14 protein-coding genes are annotated in these 17,456 nt (G+C 61.9%); 7 read left to right on the forward strand and 7 right to left on the reverse strand.

The window, feature by feature from the left end:
- Window positions 1-3 precede the first annotated feature (3 nt).
- Window positions 4-1,509: a cytochrome c gene (locus tag JYJ84_RS00610; protein WP_175221091.1), complete on the forward strand. Its 1,506-nt coding sequence runs from the start codon at window positions 4-6 to the stop codon at window positions 1,507-1,509.
- Window positions 1,510-1,652: 143 nt separating this feature from the next.
- On the opposite strand, the gene JYJ84_RS00615 is transcribed toward JYJ84_RS00610, so the two are convergent.
- The gene (locus JYJ84_RS00615; RefSeq protein ID WP_175221093.1) at window positions 1,653-2,387 is read right to left on the reverse strand and encodes an ABC transporter substrate-binding protein; all 735 of its coding nucleotides are present in this window, start codon (window positions 2,385-2,387) and stop codon (window positions 1,653-1,655) included.
- Window positions 2,388-2,778: 391 nt separating this feature from the next.
- On the opposite strand from JYJ84_RS00615, the gene JYJ84_RS00620 reads away from it, so the two are divergent.
- On the forward strand, window positions 2,779-4,230 hold the full coding sequence (locus JYJ84_RS00620) for a DEAD/DEAH box helicase (protein WP_175221095.1): 1,452 nt from the start codon (window positions 2,779-2,781) through the stop codon (window positions 4,228-4,230).
- A gap of 155 nt (window positions 4,231-4,385) precedes the next feature.
- Here the strand turns inward: JYJ84_RS00620 and fabF are convergent, their stop codons facing one another.
- Entirely contained in the window at window positions 4,386-5,654 is a 1,269-nt protein-coding gene (fabF, locus tag JYJ84_RS00625) for a beta-ketoacyl-ACP synthase II (RefSeq protein WP_175221097.1), read from the reverse strand.
- 179 nt (window positions 5,655-5,833) lie between these two features.
- On the opposite strand from fabF, the gene JYJ84_RS00630 reads away from it, so the two are divergent.
- Complete coding sequence (locus tag JYJ84_RS00630; RefSeq protein ID WP_175221099.1) at window positions 5,834-6,865, forward strand: AraC family transcriptional regulator; 1,032 nt, start codon at window positions 5,834-5,836, stop codon at window positions 6,863-6,865.
- A gap of 28 nt (window positions 6,866-6,893) precedes the next feature.
- Here the strand turns inward: JYJ84_RS00630 and JYJ84_RS38330 are convergent, their stop codons facing one another.
- The 3 genes from JYJ84_RS38330 to thrS are packed head-to-tail and all read right to left on the reverse strand — an operon-like array spanning window position 6,894 to window position 8,840.
- Complete coding sequence (locus JYJ84_RS38330; protein ID WP_307872084.1) at window positions 6,894-7,190, reverse strand: DapH/DapD/GlmU-related protein; 297 nt, start codon at window positions 7,188-7,190, stop codon at window positions 6,894-6,896.
- On the reverse strand, window positions 7,187-7,708 hold the full coding sequence (locus tag JYJ84_RS38445) for an N-formylglutamate amidohydrolase (RefSeq protein WP_368041411.1): 522 nt from the start codon (window positions 7,706-7,708) through the stop codon (window positions 7,187-7,189). Before JYJ84_RS38445 ends, JYJ84_RS38330 begins: the two co-directional genes overlap by 4 nt.
- The gene (thrS, locus tag JYJ84_RS00645) at window positions 7,605-8,840 is read right to left on the reverse strand and encodes a threonine--tRNA ligase (protein WP_175221103.1); all 1,236 of its coding nucleotides are present in this window, start codon (window positions 8,838-8,840) and stop codon (window positions 7,605-7,607) included. The genes JYJ84_RS38445 and thrS overlap by 104 nt, the downstream gene beginning before the upstream one ends.
- A gap of 676 nt (window positions 8,841-9,516) precedes the next feature.
- Here thrS and JYJ84_RS00650 point away from each other — a divergent pair.
- Window positions 9,517-10,116: a DJ-1/PfpI family protein gene (locus JYJ84_RS00650; RefSeq protein WP_175221211.1), complete on the forward strand. Its 600-nt coding sequence runs from the start codon at window positions 9,517-9,519 to the stop codon at window positions 10,114-10,116.
- Window positions 10,117-10,713: 597 nt separating this feature from the next.
- Here the strand turns inward: JYJ84_RS00650 and pstS are convergent.
- Entirely contained in the window at window positions 10,714-11,739 is a 1,026-nt protein-coding gene (gene pstS, locus JYJ84_RS00655; RefSeq protein ID WP_175221105.1) for a phosphate ABC transporter substrate-binding protein PstS, read from the reverse strand.
- A gap of 826 nt (window positions 11,740-12,565) precedes the next feature.
- On the opposite strand from pstS, the gene JYJ84_RS00660 reads away from it, so the two are divergent.
- Both JYJ84_RS00660 and JYJ84_RS00665 read left to right on the forward strand, forming a co-directional pair.
- Window positions 12,566-12,880, forward strand: a complete 315-nt coding sequence (locus JYJ84_RS00660) for a hypothetical protein (protein WP_175221107.1) — start codon at window positions 12,566-12,568, stop codon at window positions 12,878-12,880.
- Window positions 12,881-13,970: 1,090 nt separating this feature from the next.
- Window positions 13,971-15,185, forward strand: a complete 1,215-nt coding sequence (locus tag JYJ84_RS00665) for an MFS transporter (protein ID WP_175221109.1) — start codon at window positions 13,971-13,973, stop codon at window positions 15,183-15,185.
- 228 nt (window positions 15,186-15,413) lie between these two features.
- Here JYJ84_RS00665 and JYJ84_RS00670 read toward each other — a convergent pair whose 3' ends face one another.
- Window positions 15,414-16,250 carry an alpha/beta hydrolase gene (locus tag JYJ84_RS00670; protein WP_175221111.1) on the reverse strand — a complete coding sequence of 279 codons (837 nt, stop codon included), beginning with the start codon at window positions 16,248-16,250 and terminating at the stop codon, window positions 15,414-15,416.
- 209 nt (window positions 16,251-16,459) lie between these two features.
- Between JYJ84_RS00670 and JYJ84_RS00675 the strand changes: the two genes are divergently transcribed.
- On the forward strand, window positions 16,460-17,443 hold the full coding sequence (locus JYJ84_RS00675) for an AraC family transcriptional regulator (protein ID WP_122949933.1): 984 nt from the start codon (window positions 16,460-16,462) through the stop codon (window positions 17,441-17,443).
- Window positions 17,444-17,456: the final 13 nt, after the last annotated feature.

Below are 17,456 nucleotides of genomic sequence, written 5' to 3' on the forward strand. Positions count from 1 at the left end.
GCGATGACACACACGATTCAACGACACCGTCGCGCGCGGCGCGGCACCGGATATCGCGCGGCCATCGCAGCCGGCCTGTTCGCGCTCGTCGGCAGCGCATCCTCCCTCGCGCAGGATGCGCCGGCCGGCACGGCTTCGACATCGGCAGACGCCGCGCTGATCGAAAAGGGCCATCAGCTCGCGATCGCGGCGGACTGCATGGCATGTCACACGGCGCTCGATGGCGGCAAGCCGTTCGCGGGCGGGTACGGCATCGCGTCGCCGATGGGGCAGATCTATTCGAGCAACATCACGCCGTCGAAAACGGCCGGGATCGGCAACTACACCGAAGTGCAGTTCGCACGCGCGCTGCGCGAAGGCGTGCGCGCGGATGGCGCGCACCTGTATCCCGCGATGCCCTATACGTCGTACAGCGGCCTCAGCGACGACGACGTGCATGCGCTTTACAGCTACTTCATGCATGCGGTGAAACCGGTCGACGAACCCGCGCCCGCGACGAACCTGCCGTTCCCGTTCGGCATGCGCATGGCGATGGCGGGATGGAACATGCTGTTCCTGTCGAACAAGCGTTTCGAAGCCGATCCGGCCCACGACGCGCAGTGGAATCGCGGCGCGTACCTGACCAACGTGCTCGCGCACTGCAGCGCGTGCCACACGCCGCGCAACGTGCTGATGGCCGAAGACTTCGGCCGCAACCTGGGCGGTGCGCAGCTCGGCGCGTGGTATGCGCCGAACATCACGTCGGATCCGGTGAGCGGCATCGGCGCGTGGACCGACGCCGAGCTGGTGTCGTACCTGAAGACCGGCCGCGCCCCGGGCAAGAACCAGGCGGCCGGGCCGATGGCGGAAGCCGTGCAGAACAGCCTGCAGTATCTGTCGGACGCGGACCTGCAATCGATCGTCTCGTATCTGCGCAGCACGAAGCCGATCCGCGACGACCGCGAGTCGGTGCCGGCATTCGCGCACGGGCAGGCGGTCAGCAGCGAGGCGACGTTGCGCGGCGCATCCGCGCTGAATTCGAACGGCACGCTGACGACGGGTGCGGCGCTGTTCAGCGGATACTGCGCGAGTTGCCACCAGGCCAACGGCAAGGGCAGCCCGAGCCAGGCGTATCCGTCGCTGTCGAACAATACCGCCACGGGCTCGCGCAATCCGTCGAACCTGATTGCGGCGATCCTGTACGGCGTCGATCGCGAGGTCGGAGGCGAGCACGTGCTGATGCCGTCTTTCGGTGAGGATTCCTACGTCCAGCCGCTCAAAGACGATCAGATCGCTGCGATCTCGAACTACGTGCTTGCGCAATACGGCAATCCGGACGTGACCGTCACGGCCGATGACGTTGCGGTCGTGCGCAGCGGCGGCCCTGTTCCATTGCTCGTGCGCGTCCGGCCGCTGATGCTGCCTGGTGCGGTGGTTGTCGTGCTGATCGCGCTGTTGGGCGTCGCATTCTGGTGGCGCCGCCGCCAACGCACGCCGCTGGCCAATCCGCCGCACGGCAAGGCCGGCTGATTCGGCGAACCGCCGCGTCAGTGCGGCGCGGAAGCAGGCATCGATCCCGTTTCGCAAGCCGACGGGTATCGAGCCTGCTTTCGCATTTCAGGTCAACAGCGGGGCGCGCGCAGTCCCGGGTCGCTGCGTCACGCCGTATGCCATCACGCTTGCGGCGCGACGGATGCGCCGGTGATGCCATGCCGCCGCAGCGAATCCGCGACGAAGCCCGATGCCTTCATTTCCTCGACGAACGCATTCAGTGCCGCCGTGGCCCCTTCGCCGCGACTCTTCGGCACGCCCATGGCCTGCCGGATCACCATGAACCGCTCGTCGAGCAGGCGCAAACCGGGCGTCTTCGCCGCGTCGGCCTCGAGTTGCTGCTTCACGCCCGCCGCGACTTCCAGCTGCTGCTCGACGAAGGTCTGCACGACGGCCTGCGACGTCGGCGCGCGCACGATCTGCGCGGCCTTCAGTTCGCGCGTGAGGAACAGGTCGTAGGCGCTGCCCTTGCCGACGGTCACGCGGTTGTCGGGCTGGTCGACGTCCGCATTCGTGCGGATCGGCGAAGCTTCGCGCACGAGATAGAACCCCTCGATCAGCACGTACGGTGCCGTGAACGCGACCGTTTCGCCGCGCAGCGGATCGACCGCGAAGAAGCCGAAATCGGCCCGCTCGTCGGACAGTGCCTGCACCGACTTTCCGGCGGCGTCGAACACCACGAGCTCCAGCTCGGCTGACAGTCGTTCGGCGAACGCGCGCGCGAGGTCGATCGATACGCCGAACGGCTCGCCCGTCGCCGGGTCGCGATTCGCGAGGATCGGATTGCCGAGATTGATCGACGCGCGCAGCTTGCCGGTCGGCGTGAACGCGGAGAGGACGGTAGGGGCGAGGGACATGGGGAGCTCGTTGCAGTCGTAAAGGGCAGGGTTCGACGCGCGTCGATACGCGACAGTGCGCCGGCATCGAGCTTATCACCTGGCTTTCGTCACGGAACAGCGTCGAGCGGCTCAAGCCCGCCTGCGTCGCCGGTTCGGCGCTGCGATGCATCGACCTTCACCTGACCTTGTTGCCCGAACCATAAACGATGAGGTGATAGCCAGGTAAAGGGCCGAGGGGCGACGAGGGGCGACCGGGTGCCGGAAAATGGGCTGGATCGGGCTGCTTTGCGTCAGCGTCTGCTTCCGGTTGGCCGTATCTGCCCCCCCACCGGCGGCCTCCAGCCAGGCGCGGCGGGCCTTGAACCGCCCGGCAACCGCTAGAATTGCGGTTTTAGCCCGGAATACGTCCATGTCTTTTGCCTCGCTCGGCCTGATCGATCCCTTGCTGCGTAATCTGCAGGACCTCAATTACCAGGCCCCGACACCGGTGCAGGCCAAGGCGATTCCTGCCGTGCTCGATGGCAAGGACGTGATGGCGGCGGCCCAGACCGGCACCGGCAAGACGGCGGGTTTTGCGCTGCCGCTGTTGCAACGGCTGGTGCAACACGGCCCGGCGGTGTCCAGCAACCGCGCGCGCGTGCTGGTGCTGGTGCCCACGCGTGAGCTGGCCGAACAAGTGCTGCAGAGCTTCGTCGCTTACGGCCAAGGCCTCGACTTGCGATATCTGGCGGCCTACGGCGGCGTGAGCATCAATCCGCAGATGATGAAGTTGCGCAAGGGCGTCGATGTGCTCGTGGCCACGCCAGGCCGTTTGCTGGATCTCAACCGCCAGAACGCGGTGCAGTTCGATCAAGTCCAGGCGCTGGTGCTGGACGAAGCCGACCGCATGCTGGATCTCGGCTTTGCGCGCGAACTCAACGCCGTCTTTGCCGCGTTGCCGGCGCAGCGCCAGACCCTGCTGTTCTCGGCCACGTTTACCGACGATATCCGCGCGATGGCGGCGAGCATCCTGCGCGGCCCGGTCAATATCAGCGTCAGTCCGCCCAATGCGACGGCCAGCAAGATCAAGCAGTGGGTCGTAACGGTCGACAAGCGGAACAAGCCCGACCTGTTCATGCACCTCGTGGCCGAGAACAAGTGGGAGCATGCGCTGGTGTTCGTCAAGACCCGCAATGGCGTGGACTACCTGGCGGCCATGCTGGACGAAGCGGGCTATGCGGTCGACACCATCCACGGCGACAAACCGCAGCCTGCGCGCCTGCGTGCGCTGGAACGCTTCAAGGCGCGCGAAGTACAGATGCTGGTCGCCACCGACGTGGCAGCGCGCGGGCTGGATATCGACGACCTGCCGCTGGTGATCAACGTGGATCTGCCGATCGTGGCGCAAGACTATGTGCATCGTATCGGCCGTACTGGCCGCGCAGGTGCCAGCGGCGTGGCGGTGTCGCTGGTGTGTGCCGACGAAGCGCCGCAACTGGCCGCGATCGAGGCGCTGATCCGGCAGACGCTGCGTCGTGAAGAAGAGCCGGGTTTCGAGGCCGAGCACCGCGTGCCGGAAACCAGCGCGACGGGCCAGATCATCAAGAAACCGAAAAAGCCCAAGAAGCCCAAAGTGCCGCAAGCTGGGTCGGGTGCCATGCCGGCGCCCGCCAACAAGCCGCGCCCGCAAAGTGGCGAGAACAAGCGCAAGCCTGCGGCACAGCGGGCTGGGGCTGGGGCTGCGGGTAAGGGCGCGAGCTTGTCCAGTGGCAGCCCATTCAGCGCGCAGAAGCCGCGCAGCAAACCCGCCGGCAAGCCCGCCGCAGGTTCGCGCAAGCCGGCTGGCAAACCCGCCGGCGGCCGCGGCAAGCGCCAGCCCTGATTCGTGGGGGCGTCAGGCCGGCGATGGAACGTGGCTGGCCATTTTGCAAACGTGGATGGATGCGCGCGAAACGTGCAGGCCGTGGTACCCGTCGTTGACTCGGTCAATGGCGCCAGGGCCTGCGTTCGGGATCTTCATTCGGCTCGAATTCAGGATCAAAGTCGACGGAACACCAGGCTGGCATTGACACCCCCAAAACCAAAGCCATTGGAGATCGCATATTCCGTCGATATCTGGCGGGGCGATCCGCCGACGATGTCGATGCCTTCCGCCGCCGAATCCGGCTGCGTCAAATTGAGCGTAGGCGGCGCGAGCTGATCGCGCAGCGCGAGCACGGTGAAAATGGCTTCCACGCCGCCGGCTGCCCCGAGCAAATGCCCTGTCGACGACTTGGTGGCGGATACGGCGGGGCCTCGACCTGTTCCGAATATCGCCTTGATGGCCGCGAGCTCGCTGATGTCGCCTACCGGCGTGGACGTCGCGTGTGCGTTCAAATGCCCGATCATCCCGGGTTCAAGATTCGCTTGCCGGATTGCCAGCGCCATCGCACGTCGCCCGCCAGCGCCGTCATCGGGTGGAGACGTCATGTGGTATGCGTCGGCGCTTGTGCCATAACCGAGCACTTCCGCGATCGGCGTGGCGCCTCGCTGCAATGCGTGCTCCAGGTCTTCGATGACGAGCATGCCGGCGCCTTCTCCCATGACAAAACCGTCTCGTCCGGAATCGAATGGGCGGGATGCCTGCGCGGGATGATCATTGAAGCCGGTGGACATGGTTCTTGCCGCGGCGAACGACCCCAGGCTGACTCGATCGATGCAGGCCTCGGCGCCACCACACACGGCAATATCGGCTTCGCCGGCCCGGATCAGGCGCGCTGCGTCACCGATGGCCTGTGCGCTGGCAGCGCAGGCAGTCACCGGTGCGCCGAGCGGGCCACGAAGGCCGTGACGGATGGAGATATGGCCCGCGGCCATATTGGCAAGGAAACTGGGAACGGTAAAAGGAGAAAGCCGCCTCGGTCCGCGGTTATCCGTGATTCTGACGGCCTCCACGATCGCGCCGAACCCGCCCACGCCAGACGCCACGATGGTCGCCGTCCTTTCGCGTGCGTTTTCGGATTCAGGCTGCCATCCGGCTTGCGTCAGGGCCTCTTGCGCCGCGGCGAGCGCAAACAGGCTGAACCGGTCCATCTTCTTCTGGTCCTTGGGCTCTACCGCGAGGTCCGGATCGAATCCCCATGGGCAATCTGACGTCAACACGGGCACCACGCCGCCGACCTTCGATGCAATCCCTTCCGTGACGTCGCCGGGCAAACCGGCCAGGCCTGAATGCCCCTTCAGGAGACGGTTCCATACCGATTCAACGCCGCATCCCAACGGCGAAACGATACCCATCCCGGTCACGACGATACGTCTCGTATTCAAGCCATGCTCCCCTTTTGACTGACGTAGAAATGCCACCAGCGATTGGCGCAATGCGCCATCTGGCGATGCTCTCAAACTTCAAGAATCGCGGAAATTGCCTGCCAGTATAGGCATGGGGCGGGTGAAGAACTGGCGCATCGTGCCAATCGATATGCAAAATGCGCCATAATGAGCGAATCATGAACCTGTCCCGGCAAAGTTCTCTCACCGTTTCGGCTCACTTCCTGCACGGGATGCTGCGCACCGTTCGCACCCGTCACGGAGAAGACGTGGCTGCACAGCTACTCGCAAGCGCCGCCATCCCGCAGTCGCTGCTGAATCAGCCGGATGCGCGAATCACGCGCCAGCAATACGTCGTGCTGTACAAGACGGTCGCGGCGACGCTCGACGACGAGATGCTGGGACTCTGGTCCAGGCCGATCCGGGGCGGCACGTTGAAGTATCTGATGCTCAGCCTGCTGGATGCGCCTACCGTGCTGGTCGCGTTCAATCGGTTTGTTCGTTTCTGGAATTTGCTGCTGGATGACTACCGGTTGCAGATTTCGACGAAGAACGATCTGGTGCGACTGGCTCTGGTGGAAAGGGCGCCTGATACGCAGGTCACACCGCTTGGGCACGAGTTGATGATGAAGCTGGCGCACGGCATCGCATCGTGGCTGCTAGGCAGGGAGATCATCCTGCACCGGGCCGAGTTCAGTTTCGCCAGGCCGAGGCACGTCGAAGACTATGCATTCCTGTTCCCCGGAGCGGTGCACTTCGATGCCGGGATGACGAGCATTTATTTCTCGTACCAGGATTGTGCCGAGCTGTTCAAGCGCGAGAAACACGAGCTATGGGCGTTCCTGAAAGGCGCGCCGGGGGACTGGACATTCAGCGCATTTCATCATGGTTCCATTGTGGCCAAAACGCGCGAGTATCTTGAGCGGAACATAGCGCAGCCGCTGACGATTCAGGGCCTTGCGCAGGCGCTGCATACCTCCGTTCGCACGCTGAATCGCCGATTTGCGGAAGAAGGCACACATTTCCAACAAGTGAAAGACGGGCTGCGACGGGATATCGCGGTCGATCGGCTGACGAACTCGAATACGAGCGTGGCAGCGCTGGCGTTTGATCTTGGCTTTTCCGATGCCACCGGTTTTTGCCGCGCGTTCAAGCACTGGACGGGTAGTAGTCCTTCCGACTATCGCAAGGACACCCGTCAGGGTGAGTGACGAGAAGAAGTTAAGCCTGACGCTATTTTCAGCGACTTTGAACGCCGTGTCGAACGGCCGGTTGAATCCGCCGCCGAACCGAGTCAGACGATCTGACGTTGTCTGTTTGGTCCAGTTCAGCCTTGTACACGTCAAGACCGGCTTCGACAATGCACTCGTCGCCAAGTGAATTGCCGATGCCTGCGTTCGCTCCGGGCAGGCTGCGCTCCCCGATGGCGTTCTTGCTCTTGCCTCCGCACGACAGCGTTCCCATGATCGACGCGCCAGCGCCGACGTCCGAATTTATGCCGACCGTCACACCCGGTGTCACGCGTCCTTCGATCATCGATTCGCGCAGGGTGCCTGCCCGGGATCACGATTGACGTCATCGACATATCGACTATGCGTCGCCACGATGGTGGTGATCCCCACTTCCGGTAAAAAGGCGTACAGGTCGGCCAAGAACCAGTCCGTGTTACGCTGCCACCGAGCATGCTTCGGTACCATGCGAGCGGCAATATCGGGAGGAACGTGGGTTCCCCTATGCGGGATTGTCGCCAACACGGGAATCGTATTCCTGCGGCCATTGCGAACCTCGAAGGCAGGCACGTAGCTAGACGACATGCTGCGATCCTCCACTCGCATTCGTGAAGACATCGGCCCATTTCGGCCGCTCGACGTCGACATCAACATCAAGATCGTTCGCTCACGGCCGATTCTGAAACAGGGTGAGCGTAGGTCGTGAAGGCGCTTGGTGCGATCATGGTGCCGGTACTTTGGCCTCGCACAATAAAGCCGTGATTGCCTCGGCGAGCGGCAGCGTAACCTGATCGCCATTGCGGTTGCGGATACTGACCGTTCCATTCCGTTCGTCGCGTGCCCCTACAGCAATCAATAACGGAATCTGCAATCTCCGGGCGTCCATGATTTTTCGCTCCAGTCGCTCGGCACGGCAATCAGCGACGACGCGCAGTCCCGCGCCATCCAGCATCTGCACCACCCGCATGGCGTAGGGTGCGTGCGTATCGCTGATATTCGCCACGACAATCTGTTCGGGCGCGAGCCATACAGGCAACCAACCGTCGTAGTGTTCAAGCAGTATCGCGATGAAACGCTCCATGCTGCCAAGCACGGCGTGATGCACCATGACCGGCGTCTCTCGTACGTTTTCCGCGTTGATGAAATGCGCGGACAGCCGCTCGGGGAGCACGAAGTCCAGCTGAATCGTGCCGCATTGCCATTCCCGGCCACGACTGTCAGACAGCTTGAATTCGAGCTTGGGTCCATAAAAGGCACCTTCGCCCTCGGACAGTTCGAATTCCAGACCGGCCGCACGAGCCGCGGCCGCGAGCGATGCTTCGGCTTGATCCCAGACTGCCTCGTCGCCGGCCCGTTGAATTGGCCGCGTCGCCAGCGCCACCGTGACGGACGAAAATCCAAGGTCTGCGTAGACTGCTCTCAGTAACTCGCAAAAGCGCACGACTTCATTTTCGATTTGCGATTTCGTGCAGAACACATGCGCATCGTCTTGCACAAACGCACGTGTGCGCTTGAGCCCTTCCAGCGAGCCAGAGGGTTCGTCCCGGTGACACGCACCGAATTCGCTATAGCGAATCGGCAACTCACGGTATGAACGAAGCCCCTGATTGAACACCTGCACATGGCATGGACAACTCATCGGTTTCAGACAAAGCGCCAGCGCATCGTCGTGATCGACACCTGCCGATGGATCGATCATCGATCGCTCGGGTAGCGCATACATTTGCGAGCCGAACTTGTCCCAATGTCCACTGCGTTCCCACAACGCGCGCGCCAGTAGTTGCGGTGTCCGGATCTCGCGAAAGCCTGCGCGACGCATGCGCATTCGCACGTAATCTTCCAGCACGCGGTATAGCGCCCAGCCACGTGGGTGCCAGAAAACCATACCCGGACCTTCGTGCTGCTGATGGAACAGGTCGAGATTGCTGCCGAGAATGCGATGATCGCTGTCGTTCATGATGACTCCGTGCAGGTGTGTGCCGGTAACACACGGAGCGCCATAAACGCGAAGGGCCCCGTCCGTTGCCGGCGGGGCCCTTGAAGGTATGCAATTGCTGAAACTACCGCGTGCACCCTCCAGACGACCCGCCGTTGCCGGTGGTCGTCGTGGTGGTGATGCTCGCGAGGGAAATCAATTGGCGTTGCATGAATCCACGATAAATCAAGTGAGCAGGTCGCGTCAATTGTATGGAGATCATTGACTCGGTACTTCAGCCGACGGTGACTTCTTCAAATGCATGCGAGTGGTCACCGCAACTGGCTGTGCCGGCGATTGCGCTGCTTCTGGATGTGCGGGAATGACCGAGTCCGGATGTGTCGAATACTTCTTCGGGGTCACTTCCCCAAAGCGCGCGAGTAGATCCAGACGTAGCTTTTCCGGTGGGGCCTTATCAGATAAAGCTACTGTTGCATCATTGGATGCCGCGTTCGCGGGTGCTGCAGTCAGTTGCGTGCTCATGCGACCGGGAAAAGTTGCGTTGTCCGCCGAAGTCGACAATCGCTCTGACGTGAGCGCGCGAATTGCGCCTTCTGACCAGGTTGCCGTGGTCGAAACAATATGTCTTCGGCATGGTAAAGGCGTTCATCACGGCGATCTGGCAATATGCATCGACAGACTTCAGACAGGGCGCCCCATGCACATCGCGATTCTGACCTTCCAGGGCTTCAACGAACTCGATTCCCTCATCGCGCTTGGCGTGCTCAATCGGATCAAGAAGCCCGACTGGCGGGTAACGCTTGCATGTCCGGAGCATTTCGTCACGTCGATGAATGGTGTGACCGTGCAGGCGCAGTCGACCTTGGCGGATGCCTGCACGGCGGATGCCGTCATCGTCGGGAGCGGGATTCAAACCCGGGAGGTCGTCAACGACGCAACGCTGATGGAGCAGTTGAATCTCGATCCTGCCCGGCAACTGATTGGTGCCCAATGTTCGGGCACGCTGGTTCTCGCAAAGCTCGGCTTCCTCGGCAACATCCCGGCCTGCACGGATCTCACGACCAAACCCTGGGTCGTCGAGGCGGGCGTCGAAGTGCTCAATCAGCCATTCTTCGCGCAAGGTAACGTCGCAACGGCAGGTGGCTGCTTCGCTTCGCAGTATCTGGCCGCATGGATCATTGCGCGCACGGAAGGTGAGGAAGCCGCGCGGAGCGCACTCCACTACGTTGCGCCGGTCGGGGAGAAGGACGAGTACGTTTCCCGTGCGCTCGCAAATATCGCGCCTTACCTGCCGTAGCCGTCGTGCACTAGAAGAGGGCGCCACCGCCATTGCAGTGAGCCGGGTTCGGCAGTATCGCCGTGTTCCCGATAGCGGCTTCTCCGGCGCGCCCGGTCGCCACGGCGGTGGGCTGCCGTGTGGAAGAGGGGGCGAGAATGTTCGATGCCCCGTCCAGGCAGAGCCATTCGGTGCCTCCGGCTTGCACGGGGTCGCACTCCAGCAGCCAGTTCGTCTTGCAAAGACGGCAGCGATACTGCCGCACGACTATTGCCGGGCGTCCCAGCGGCCGCAACTTCGTTGGCTTGTGCAATTCCACCAGTTCGCCATGGGCGACAGGATCGGACATCGTGCGCATGGTCGTGCAGGCTTCACAAGGCATGTGCGTCAGCCTTTCAGGAATGCGTCGGCGCGAGGAAGCGCCTCTGCGCTCATGACTCGAATGGTCCGCGGATTGTAACGTGATCGGCGCATCCGGCCCAAGTGCAATTCAAGCATGCTCATGATCGCGACGGGCGTCGACTGTCGGCCATAACGAACATGCTGGAAGCTCATCGGAGGGACGATCTTCTCCGCCGCAGTGCGAAGGCGGGCAAGGGTGCGTCCCACCTGACGCACTCAGTTTGCAATCGCCTTACCGGAGGCATCCTTGATTTTCTCTTTCCATTGCTTGCGGATTTCAGCCACCACCGAATCGGGAAGCGTGATGTAGTCCAGCTCCGTGGCGGCCTGGTTGCCGTTGTGGAATGCCCAGTCGAAGAACTTGAGCGCTTCCGCCCCTTGTGCTGGCTTGTCCTGCTTCGCATACAGCAGCACGAACGTCGCGCCGACGACCGGCCATGCGTCCTTGCCCGGCTCGTCCGTCAGGATCTGGTAGAACGACTTCGACCAGTTCGCGCCTGCGGCAGCGGCCTTGAACGTTTCGGTCTTCGGCTCGACCACCGTGCCCGTCGAGTTCTTCAGCGCGGTGTAGACCATGTTGTTCTTTTTCGCGTACGCCCATTCGACGTAGCCGATCGCACCCGGCAGGCGTTGTACGAAGGCTGCGACGCCGTCGTTGCCCTTGCCGCCCGTGCCCGTCGGCCAGTTGACCGTCGTGCCTTCGCCGACCTTCGACTTCCATTCGCCGTTGACCTTCGACAGGTAGTTGGTCCAGATGAAGCTCGTGCCCGAGCCGTCCGCCCGGCGAACCACGGCGATGTCGGTGTCCGATAGCTTGACCTTCGGGTTCAGTGCGGCGATCGCCGGGTCGTTCCACTTCTTGATCTTGCCGAGGTAGATGTCGCCGAGCACCGGGCCCGACAGCGTCAGCTCGCCAGCCTTCACGCCCGGCACGTTGACCACCGGCACCACGCCGCCGACCACCGTCGGGAACTGGAACAGTCCTGTCTTCGCGAGTTCGTCATCCTTCAACGGAGCGTCCGAACCGGCAAAATCCACCGTCTTCGCGTTGATCTGCTTCAGGCCGCCGGATGACCCGATGCCTTGATAGTTGACCTTGCCACCGCCCGCCTTCTTGTACGCATCGGCCCACTTTGCGTAAATCGGCGCGGCAAACGTGCTGCCTGCGCCGGTGATATCTGCCGCTTGAGCACTGAGGGCAACAAGAAATACGGTGCAGGGAACCAAGATCCGGATGTTCATGTAACACCTCCTGTCTGCTGTCGGCATGCTGGCCTGCAAGCTGGCCTCGGTTGAGAAGTCTGACGTGTCGAGTGGGATTCGCCGGCCGTCTTTCGTCGACGTCGGTCGGTTGACCGTGGCCGTGATCTGCTCTCGATTGCTTTCAGCCACGGTGAGGAATTGCGTCGGTGTGACAGTCTGCGCGCCGCGCTTTTCTCGAATGACGTCTGACGGAAGCTTGATTGCAACGTACCCCAGCCGGGGCCGCAGGCAGAGAACGGCCGGTCTGGATCGTCACCGACGATCGGGTCAGTCAGACAAGTGGCGGAGTCCGTCATCGTGCGCGGTACGCGGTCTCGCATCGAAGGGTGCTACGAGTATTGCATCTGCCTGTGAAAACTCAAGGACAGTGCAATGGCTCGATTCGCGTTTCAATGCACGTCACTTGCAACGATGGAGGCCAACGCCCGATCGCCGTCGCGTTGGGCCGTATCTTCAGTGCAAAAGATGTGGTGACTGAATGCGATCAGTCTGAAGCCGGATCCCGCGGCGCGAGGAACCGTGATGCCCCAGTGCCAGCCGCCATCTTGCTGGAACACGTGGAGGGCGGGAGGCGCTGGGCTCAGTGCGGGTGAAGAAGTCGTCATGGCGTGCTCTCCCGTCATGGGGCGACTGCGGGGCAACTACATTGAATGCGAACCCAGTCTACGGGCACTTTTGCTGCGGCGCAATATGCGGATCCCGCGAAAACGCCGATGCGTCGAACGCCACAATTTTGAAATACAAATATGCAACGTCGGAGATGACTGGCATATTGATGTGACGATTATGATTTCTCGGAGGCTTCATGGATCGCAGTTCGCTCGTATGGGCGGGGGTGCCGCATAGCAGCGATGGCGTCGTGTTTCAGGTTCGGGTCGGCCGCGGGCTTCAGCGTTTTCATATTGCCCGGTTGATTCTCGAGAAGGCGTGCGACCTCGAGCGACTGGCATCTGACGCGCGACAACTCGAATGCTTTTACGAGCACTTGGCGCCGATCCTGACAGTCGCACGGAAGATGCGTTCCAATGCGAAGGCCGATACGGTTTCGCTGAATGTTTCCGATTTTGTTCGAACGGGCAACGCGCGGGCCGAGCAGGGTTCTTGGGCAGTGATGCGATGAGCACCGCAGGGAGGCTGAGCGCGCGGCGTGCCCGGTTTCGGAAAGGGCGGGTGCAGGACTTTGCGTAACTTCTCGTGTTGGGTGTTGTCAGGGACGGTGCAGGTCGCGCAGCATCGTCGGGGTGACGTTTGCGGGTGATGCGGTGGGGTGGGTGTTCATGCGAGCGCGAAAAGTTTATTTTGTTATCCGAATTGAATGGCGGCCAGAAAGGAATTTCTCGAAGTGCGCCAACCGGCCAGTTTCCGCCGATGGAGAACGGCGGTGATCGACTGCGGATTCAATTCGGCGATGCAACGAATGGGGGAAAGCGCTCAGTCGGTGTATCGAAGTCCCGTGTCTTTCGCGGACGTTCATTGCGCCGCCGGGCTAAAGCGTTGAGCTTGACCCGCCAATAGGTCGAAAGTCCACCCTCTTGGGGAATACCTGTCTCAGGCGTCCTTTTGTGTCTCGTTCGAGCCATCTGGCCACGTAGCCACGAGCCCTGCTGACCACAAAAATAAATCTCGATGCCGGTGGCTACGATGACGCGTGTGCGATCGGCCATCTCATTTCTGATTGCTTCGCGGATATCCCACGCGCGTTGCCGCTGGGCGGTAAACCCGCCGTGGTACCGGTCCGCTTGGTGGCGCCCATTATCGGCCATACATTTTTTCATGCGATCAAAAAAAGTTTGACTGTCATATTTTCTCTTGATACGTTTCGTCCACGTTTAATCAGACAAATAAGCTTGCTGATTGACGTCATGAGCGCTCGTGCATTCCCGAAACGACGGCAATGTCGAGTCGTGTCATGAAGAATCCGTTCCGAGTGAAACGGGTCTGGCATCGAGTGTTGGAATTGATCCGACATCCACGCTGGAGGCATCCTGTTCTTTTAGTTTGGATTCCAGAATAAAAGATATGATCAGCTACTTCGAAACCAAGGAAGTCCAGGCCGTGCCGGTGCAGATGGGCGTCTGGTAAGCCAGGATCGGGCGTTGAAAGAGGAGGGGGCATGCCCCTCCTTCCTCGCAAAAACGGGGGGGCGACATGAATTTTCTGGCAAGGGCATCGCTAGTCAAGTAGCAGCGGAGCGAAAGGAGGCAGGACCCATGATCGACATGCTCCGTCGTGAACGGCGATTCTCGGTTTTGCTGGCCGGCAATGCCATGTCCCAGATTGGCGATGGTGTTCACGAGTTCGTATTCGTCATCACGGTGCTACACGCCGCTCACAACAACGTGGCGCTCGCAGGCATCGTCTACTTCTTCCGTTTCATCCCGTATCTGGTGCTTGGGCCGCTCGGCGGCGCATTGTCCGATCGACTGCCTCGCCGCGCGTTGATGGTATTCGCGGATCTCTCCCGTGCCGTCACGACGGGACTTTTCTGCGTGCTGCTCGCGATCGATCGTGTCGACCTCGTTTCACTGGGGCTGATCGGCATGGCGATGACCTCGTTCCGCACGCTGTTCCAGCCGGCGTTTCAGGGGACGATTCCGGCGATCGTCAAAACCGAGCACCTGCCTGCAGCCAACGGGGCAACGCAAATGGCGGCCGAAATGGGCGGACTCGTCGGGCCCGCGCTCGGCGGCATCATGCTGGCGGCCGTTGGCAATCCGGGCTTCGTGTTGATCATCGACGCCGCGACCTATTTGCTGTCGACGCTCTGCGTCTGGTGTGCCATCGCGGCGCACATGCGCGACGACGCCACGCTTTCCCAGGAGAAACTGACGATCCGGAGTCTCTACGGCGATTTCGGACAGAACCTCCAGGGCGCGTTACAAAAGCGCGAATTGTTCGTCACGATCGGATACTCCGCGCTTTGCATTCTGTTCGTCGGTTCAGCCTTGCGCATCCTGATTCCGGCGTTGTTGAAAGGCAGCGGCTACGCGGACAGCATGGTCGGTTATGCAATGAGCTTCATCGCGTTCGGCGCGCTGGCCGGCGCCGTAGTGTGCAGCAAGGTGATGCAACGGTTCGATACGCGCAATCTGATGCTCTATTGGAGCATGTACGGCATTGCACTCGCGATCCTGCCGGCCTGTGTGGTTAGTACACCAACCATTTTTGCGGGGTGCTTCGTGCTTGGCGCGATAGGCGCATTCGCCGATGTCATTTTGCCGACCAACATTCAGAATCTCTCGACCGACGCGAACGTCGGCAAGAACTTCAGCCTGTTCTCCACATTGGCGAACACGAGTGAAGCATTGTCGGGTGGCTTGGCCGGCTTGTTGACGCTGATTTCGCCTGTCGGTGGCAGTCTTGTGATTACGGGGCTGCTGATTGCGTCGGTCGCCTATCTCGGCAAGATTCGGGTCGAGGTTTGAATGGACGGGCCATCGGATCTGGCTTGCGGTCGCCACGTCCTTGTCGACATGTCGGATACAAATCCCGAGGTGTTGAATGATCTGTCGTCGCTCGAACGGGCATTGACGGAGGCGGAGCGCAGGGCCTGCTGCAGGTTTGGGCGCTGAACGTGAACGGTGGCGATGGCCGACGTCTGTCGGCCGCGGTGTCGTTGGACCGCCTTCGCCTCTCCGATGCCTGCCGGCCACTCAGCCCTTACCGAGATCACCCGCCGCAGGCGCCAGCGCCCAATCGAGCGCGAAGTCGGCAACATCCTCCCAGCCTTTCTCGCCGCAGGTGTAATGGCTGCGGCCGGCGAACAGCTTGTAGGCGGATATGGCCCGTGAGCGCTTCGCGTTCTTCTCGAAGTTCTCGCGCTGCACGGCCGGCGGCAGGATGTTGTCGTTGCCGCCAGCGATAAAGAGGAGCGGTGCCCGATTGTCGTTCGCGAAGTTGTAGCGCGTCGGGGCATTCGGGCTAACGTTCGCGAACCCGCCTTGAAACAGGATGCGCCCCGACACGGGAACCGCGTAGCGGTCATAGACCGGCTTCGATTCCTCGAGGCTCAGGTTGTTCGTGAATGCGTAGTGAAATTCTTTCTCGGTAATGGGCACCGCACGATGCAGGTTGGCCGGATTGCGCAGGACCGGGAACGTCGCCTTGATCTCGCTGAACGGCAGCGCCCATACGCCCTTCACCGCGGCGCCGTCGATCGATACACCGGCCGAGCCATAGCCCGCATCGAGCAGAAGCTGGGCGAACGCGCCGCCGAACGAATGCCCCATGATGATCGGCTTCGTGTCGAGCGCCGCGATGGTTCGGGCCAGGTGATCGAAGATCTCGCGCACGCCCAGATTCACCAGCGGCGACGGATCGCGGCGGAGTGCCTCGACGCCGGCCGTACCCGGCTGCACGCCCGGATACCCCGGCGTAATGACGCGCATGCCGCGCTGCTCGTAGCGGTTGACCCAATGTTCCCATGACAACGGCGTCATCCACAGGCCGTGAATCAGTACAACCGTGTCGGTACGCGTTTCCGGATTCATATCCGTGCTCCTGTAGATCGCTGGAAGATGAAAATCACGCCCGTGGGACCCCGGAATTTCCGGGTCCGCCTACCCCCTGCCGTGCCAGCCTCGAAACGAGGGGGGACTACGCGGTTGCCGTGCGCCACGTACCTTGAGAATAGTCTTTGACACGGGCGTCGTTCGGCGTGAATGATGTGTCCATCATAAAGACCATCCGAGTACGCGACATGGCCCAAAAGCCGGAATTCTTTGCTCAAACGCCGACGGCGCTGGACGATGACGCAGATCCGTTCTCCTTCAAGCGGGATGCCTTTTCCGACGTGCTGGAGCTGATCCGCATCCGCGGCAACACGGTCTTCACGTGCGCGGCATCGGCACCTTTCGGATTGCGTTTTCCTGCCGGAAAGTATCGTTTGCATATCATCCGGAGCGGCAGTGTGGCGATCGAGGTGGAGGGGCTCGACGCGCGCTACCACGCTTCGCAAGGCGACCTGGTCATGCTGATGCACGGTCACGGCCACGTCATCTCCGACCGCCCGGGCCGCTCCGCCAGTCTCGTCACGGATCTCGCGCCAAAGTACTACGACCGCGAGCGCCTGACGATCGGGCGTGGCGACACCACCTGGCTCTGCGGCGACTTCGGATTCGACGGCGTGCTGTCGCAACGGTTGCTGTCCGTGCTGCCGCCGGTGCTGGTGCTGAAAGGATTGCGGGAGCGGCCGTTCGAGTGGCTGGAGCTGAGCTGCCATTTCATTCTCGACGAGGCATTGAGTCCGCGCGCGGGCGCCGCCGCGATGATCTCCCGGTTGCTCGATGTCATCTTCGTCCAGTTGCTGCGTACCTGGGCGACGGAGGGCTCGGCAGGGCACGGGTGGTTGTCCGGTGCGATCGACAGCCGGATCAACCCGGCGATGTCCGCGATTCATGCGGATCCCGGGCGTGCCTGGAGCGTCAGCGATCTGGCCGCGTTGTCGAATCTGTCGCGATCGGCGTTTGCGGACCGGTTCCAGCGCGTCGTGGGGCAGGCGCCGCTGAGTTATCTCACGACCTGGCGCCTGGATCGGGCGGCAGAGTTGTTGCGGTACAGCCGCGCGCCGATTTCGGATATCGCCGGGCGTGTCGGGTATACGTCGGAAGCGGCGTTCAGTCGGGCGTTTCGCGGACGCTATGAGATGTCGCCGATGCAATGGCGAAAGGTGAATGCGGAGTAGGGCGAGCCGGGTG

It is taken from the genome of Burkholderia sp. LMG 13014 (assembly GCF_905232215.1).
Classification (GTDB): domain Bacteria; phylum Pseudomonadota; class Gammaproteobacteria; order Burkholderiales; family Burkholderiaceae; genus Burkholderia.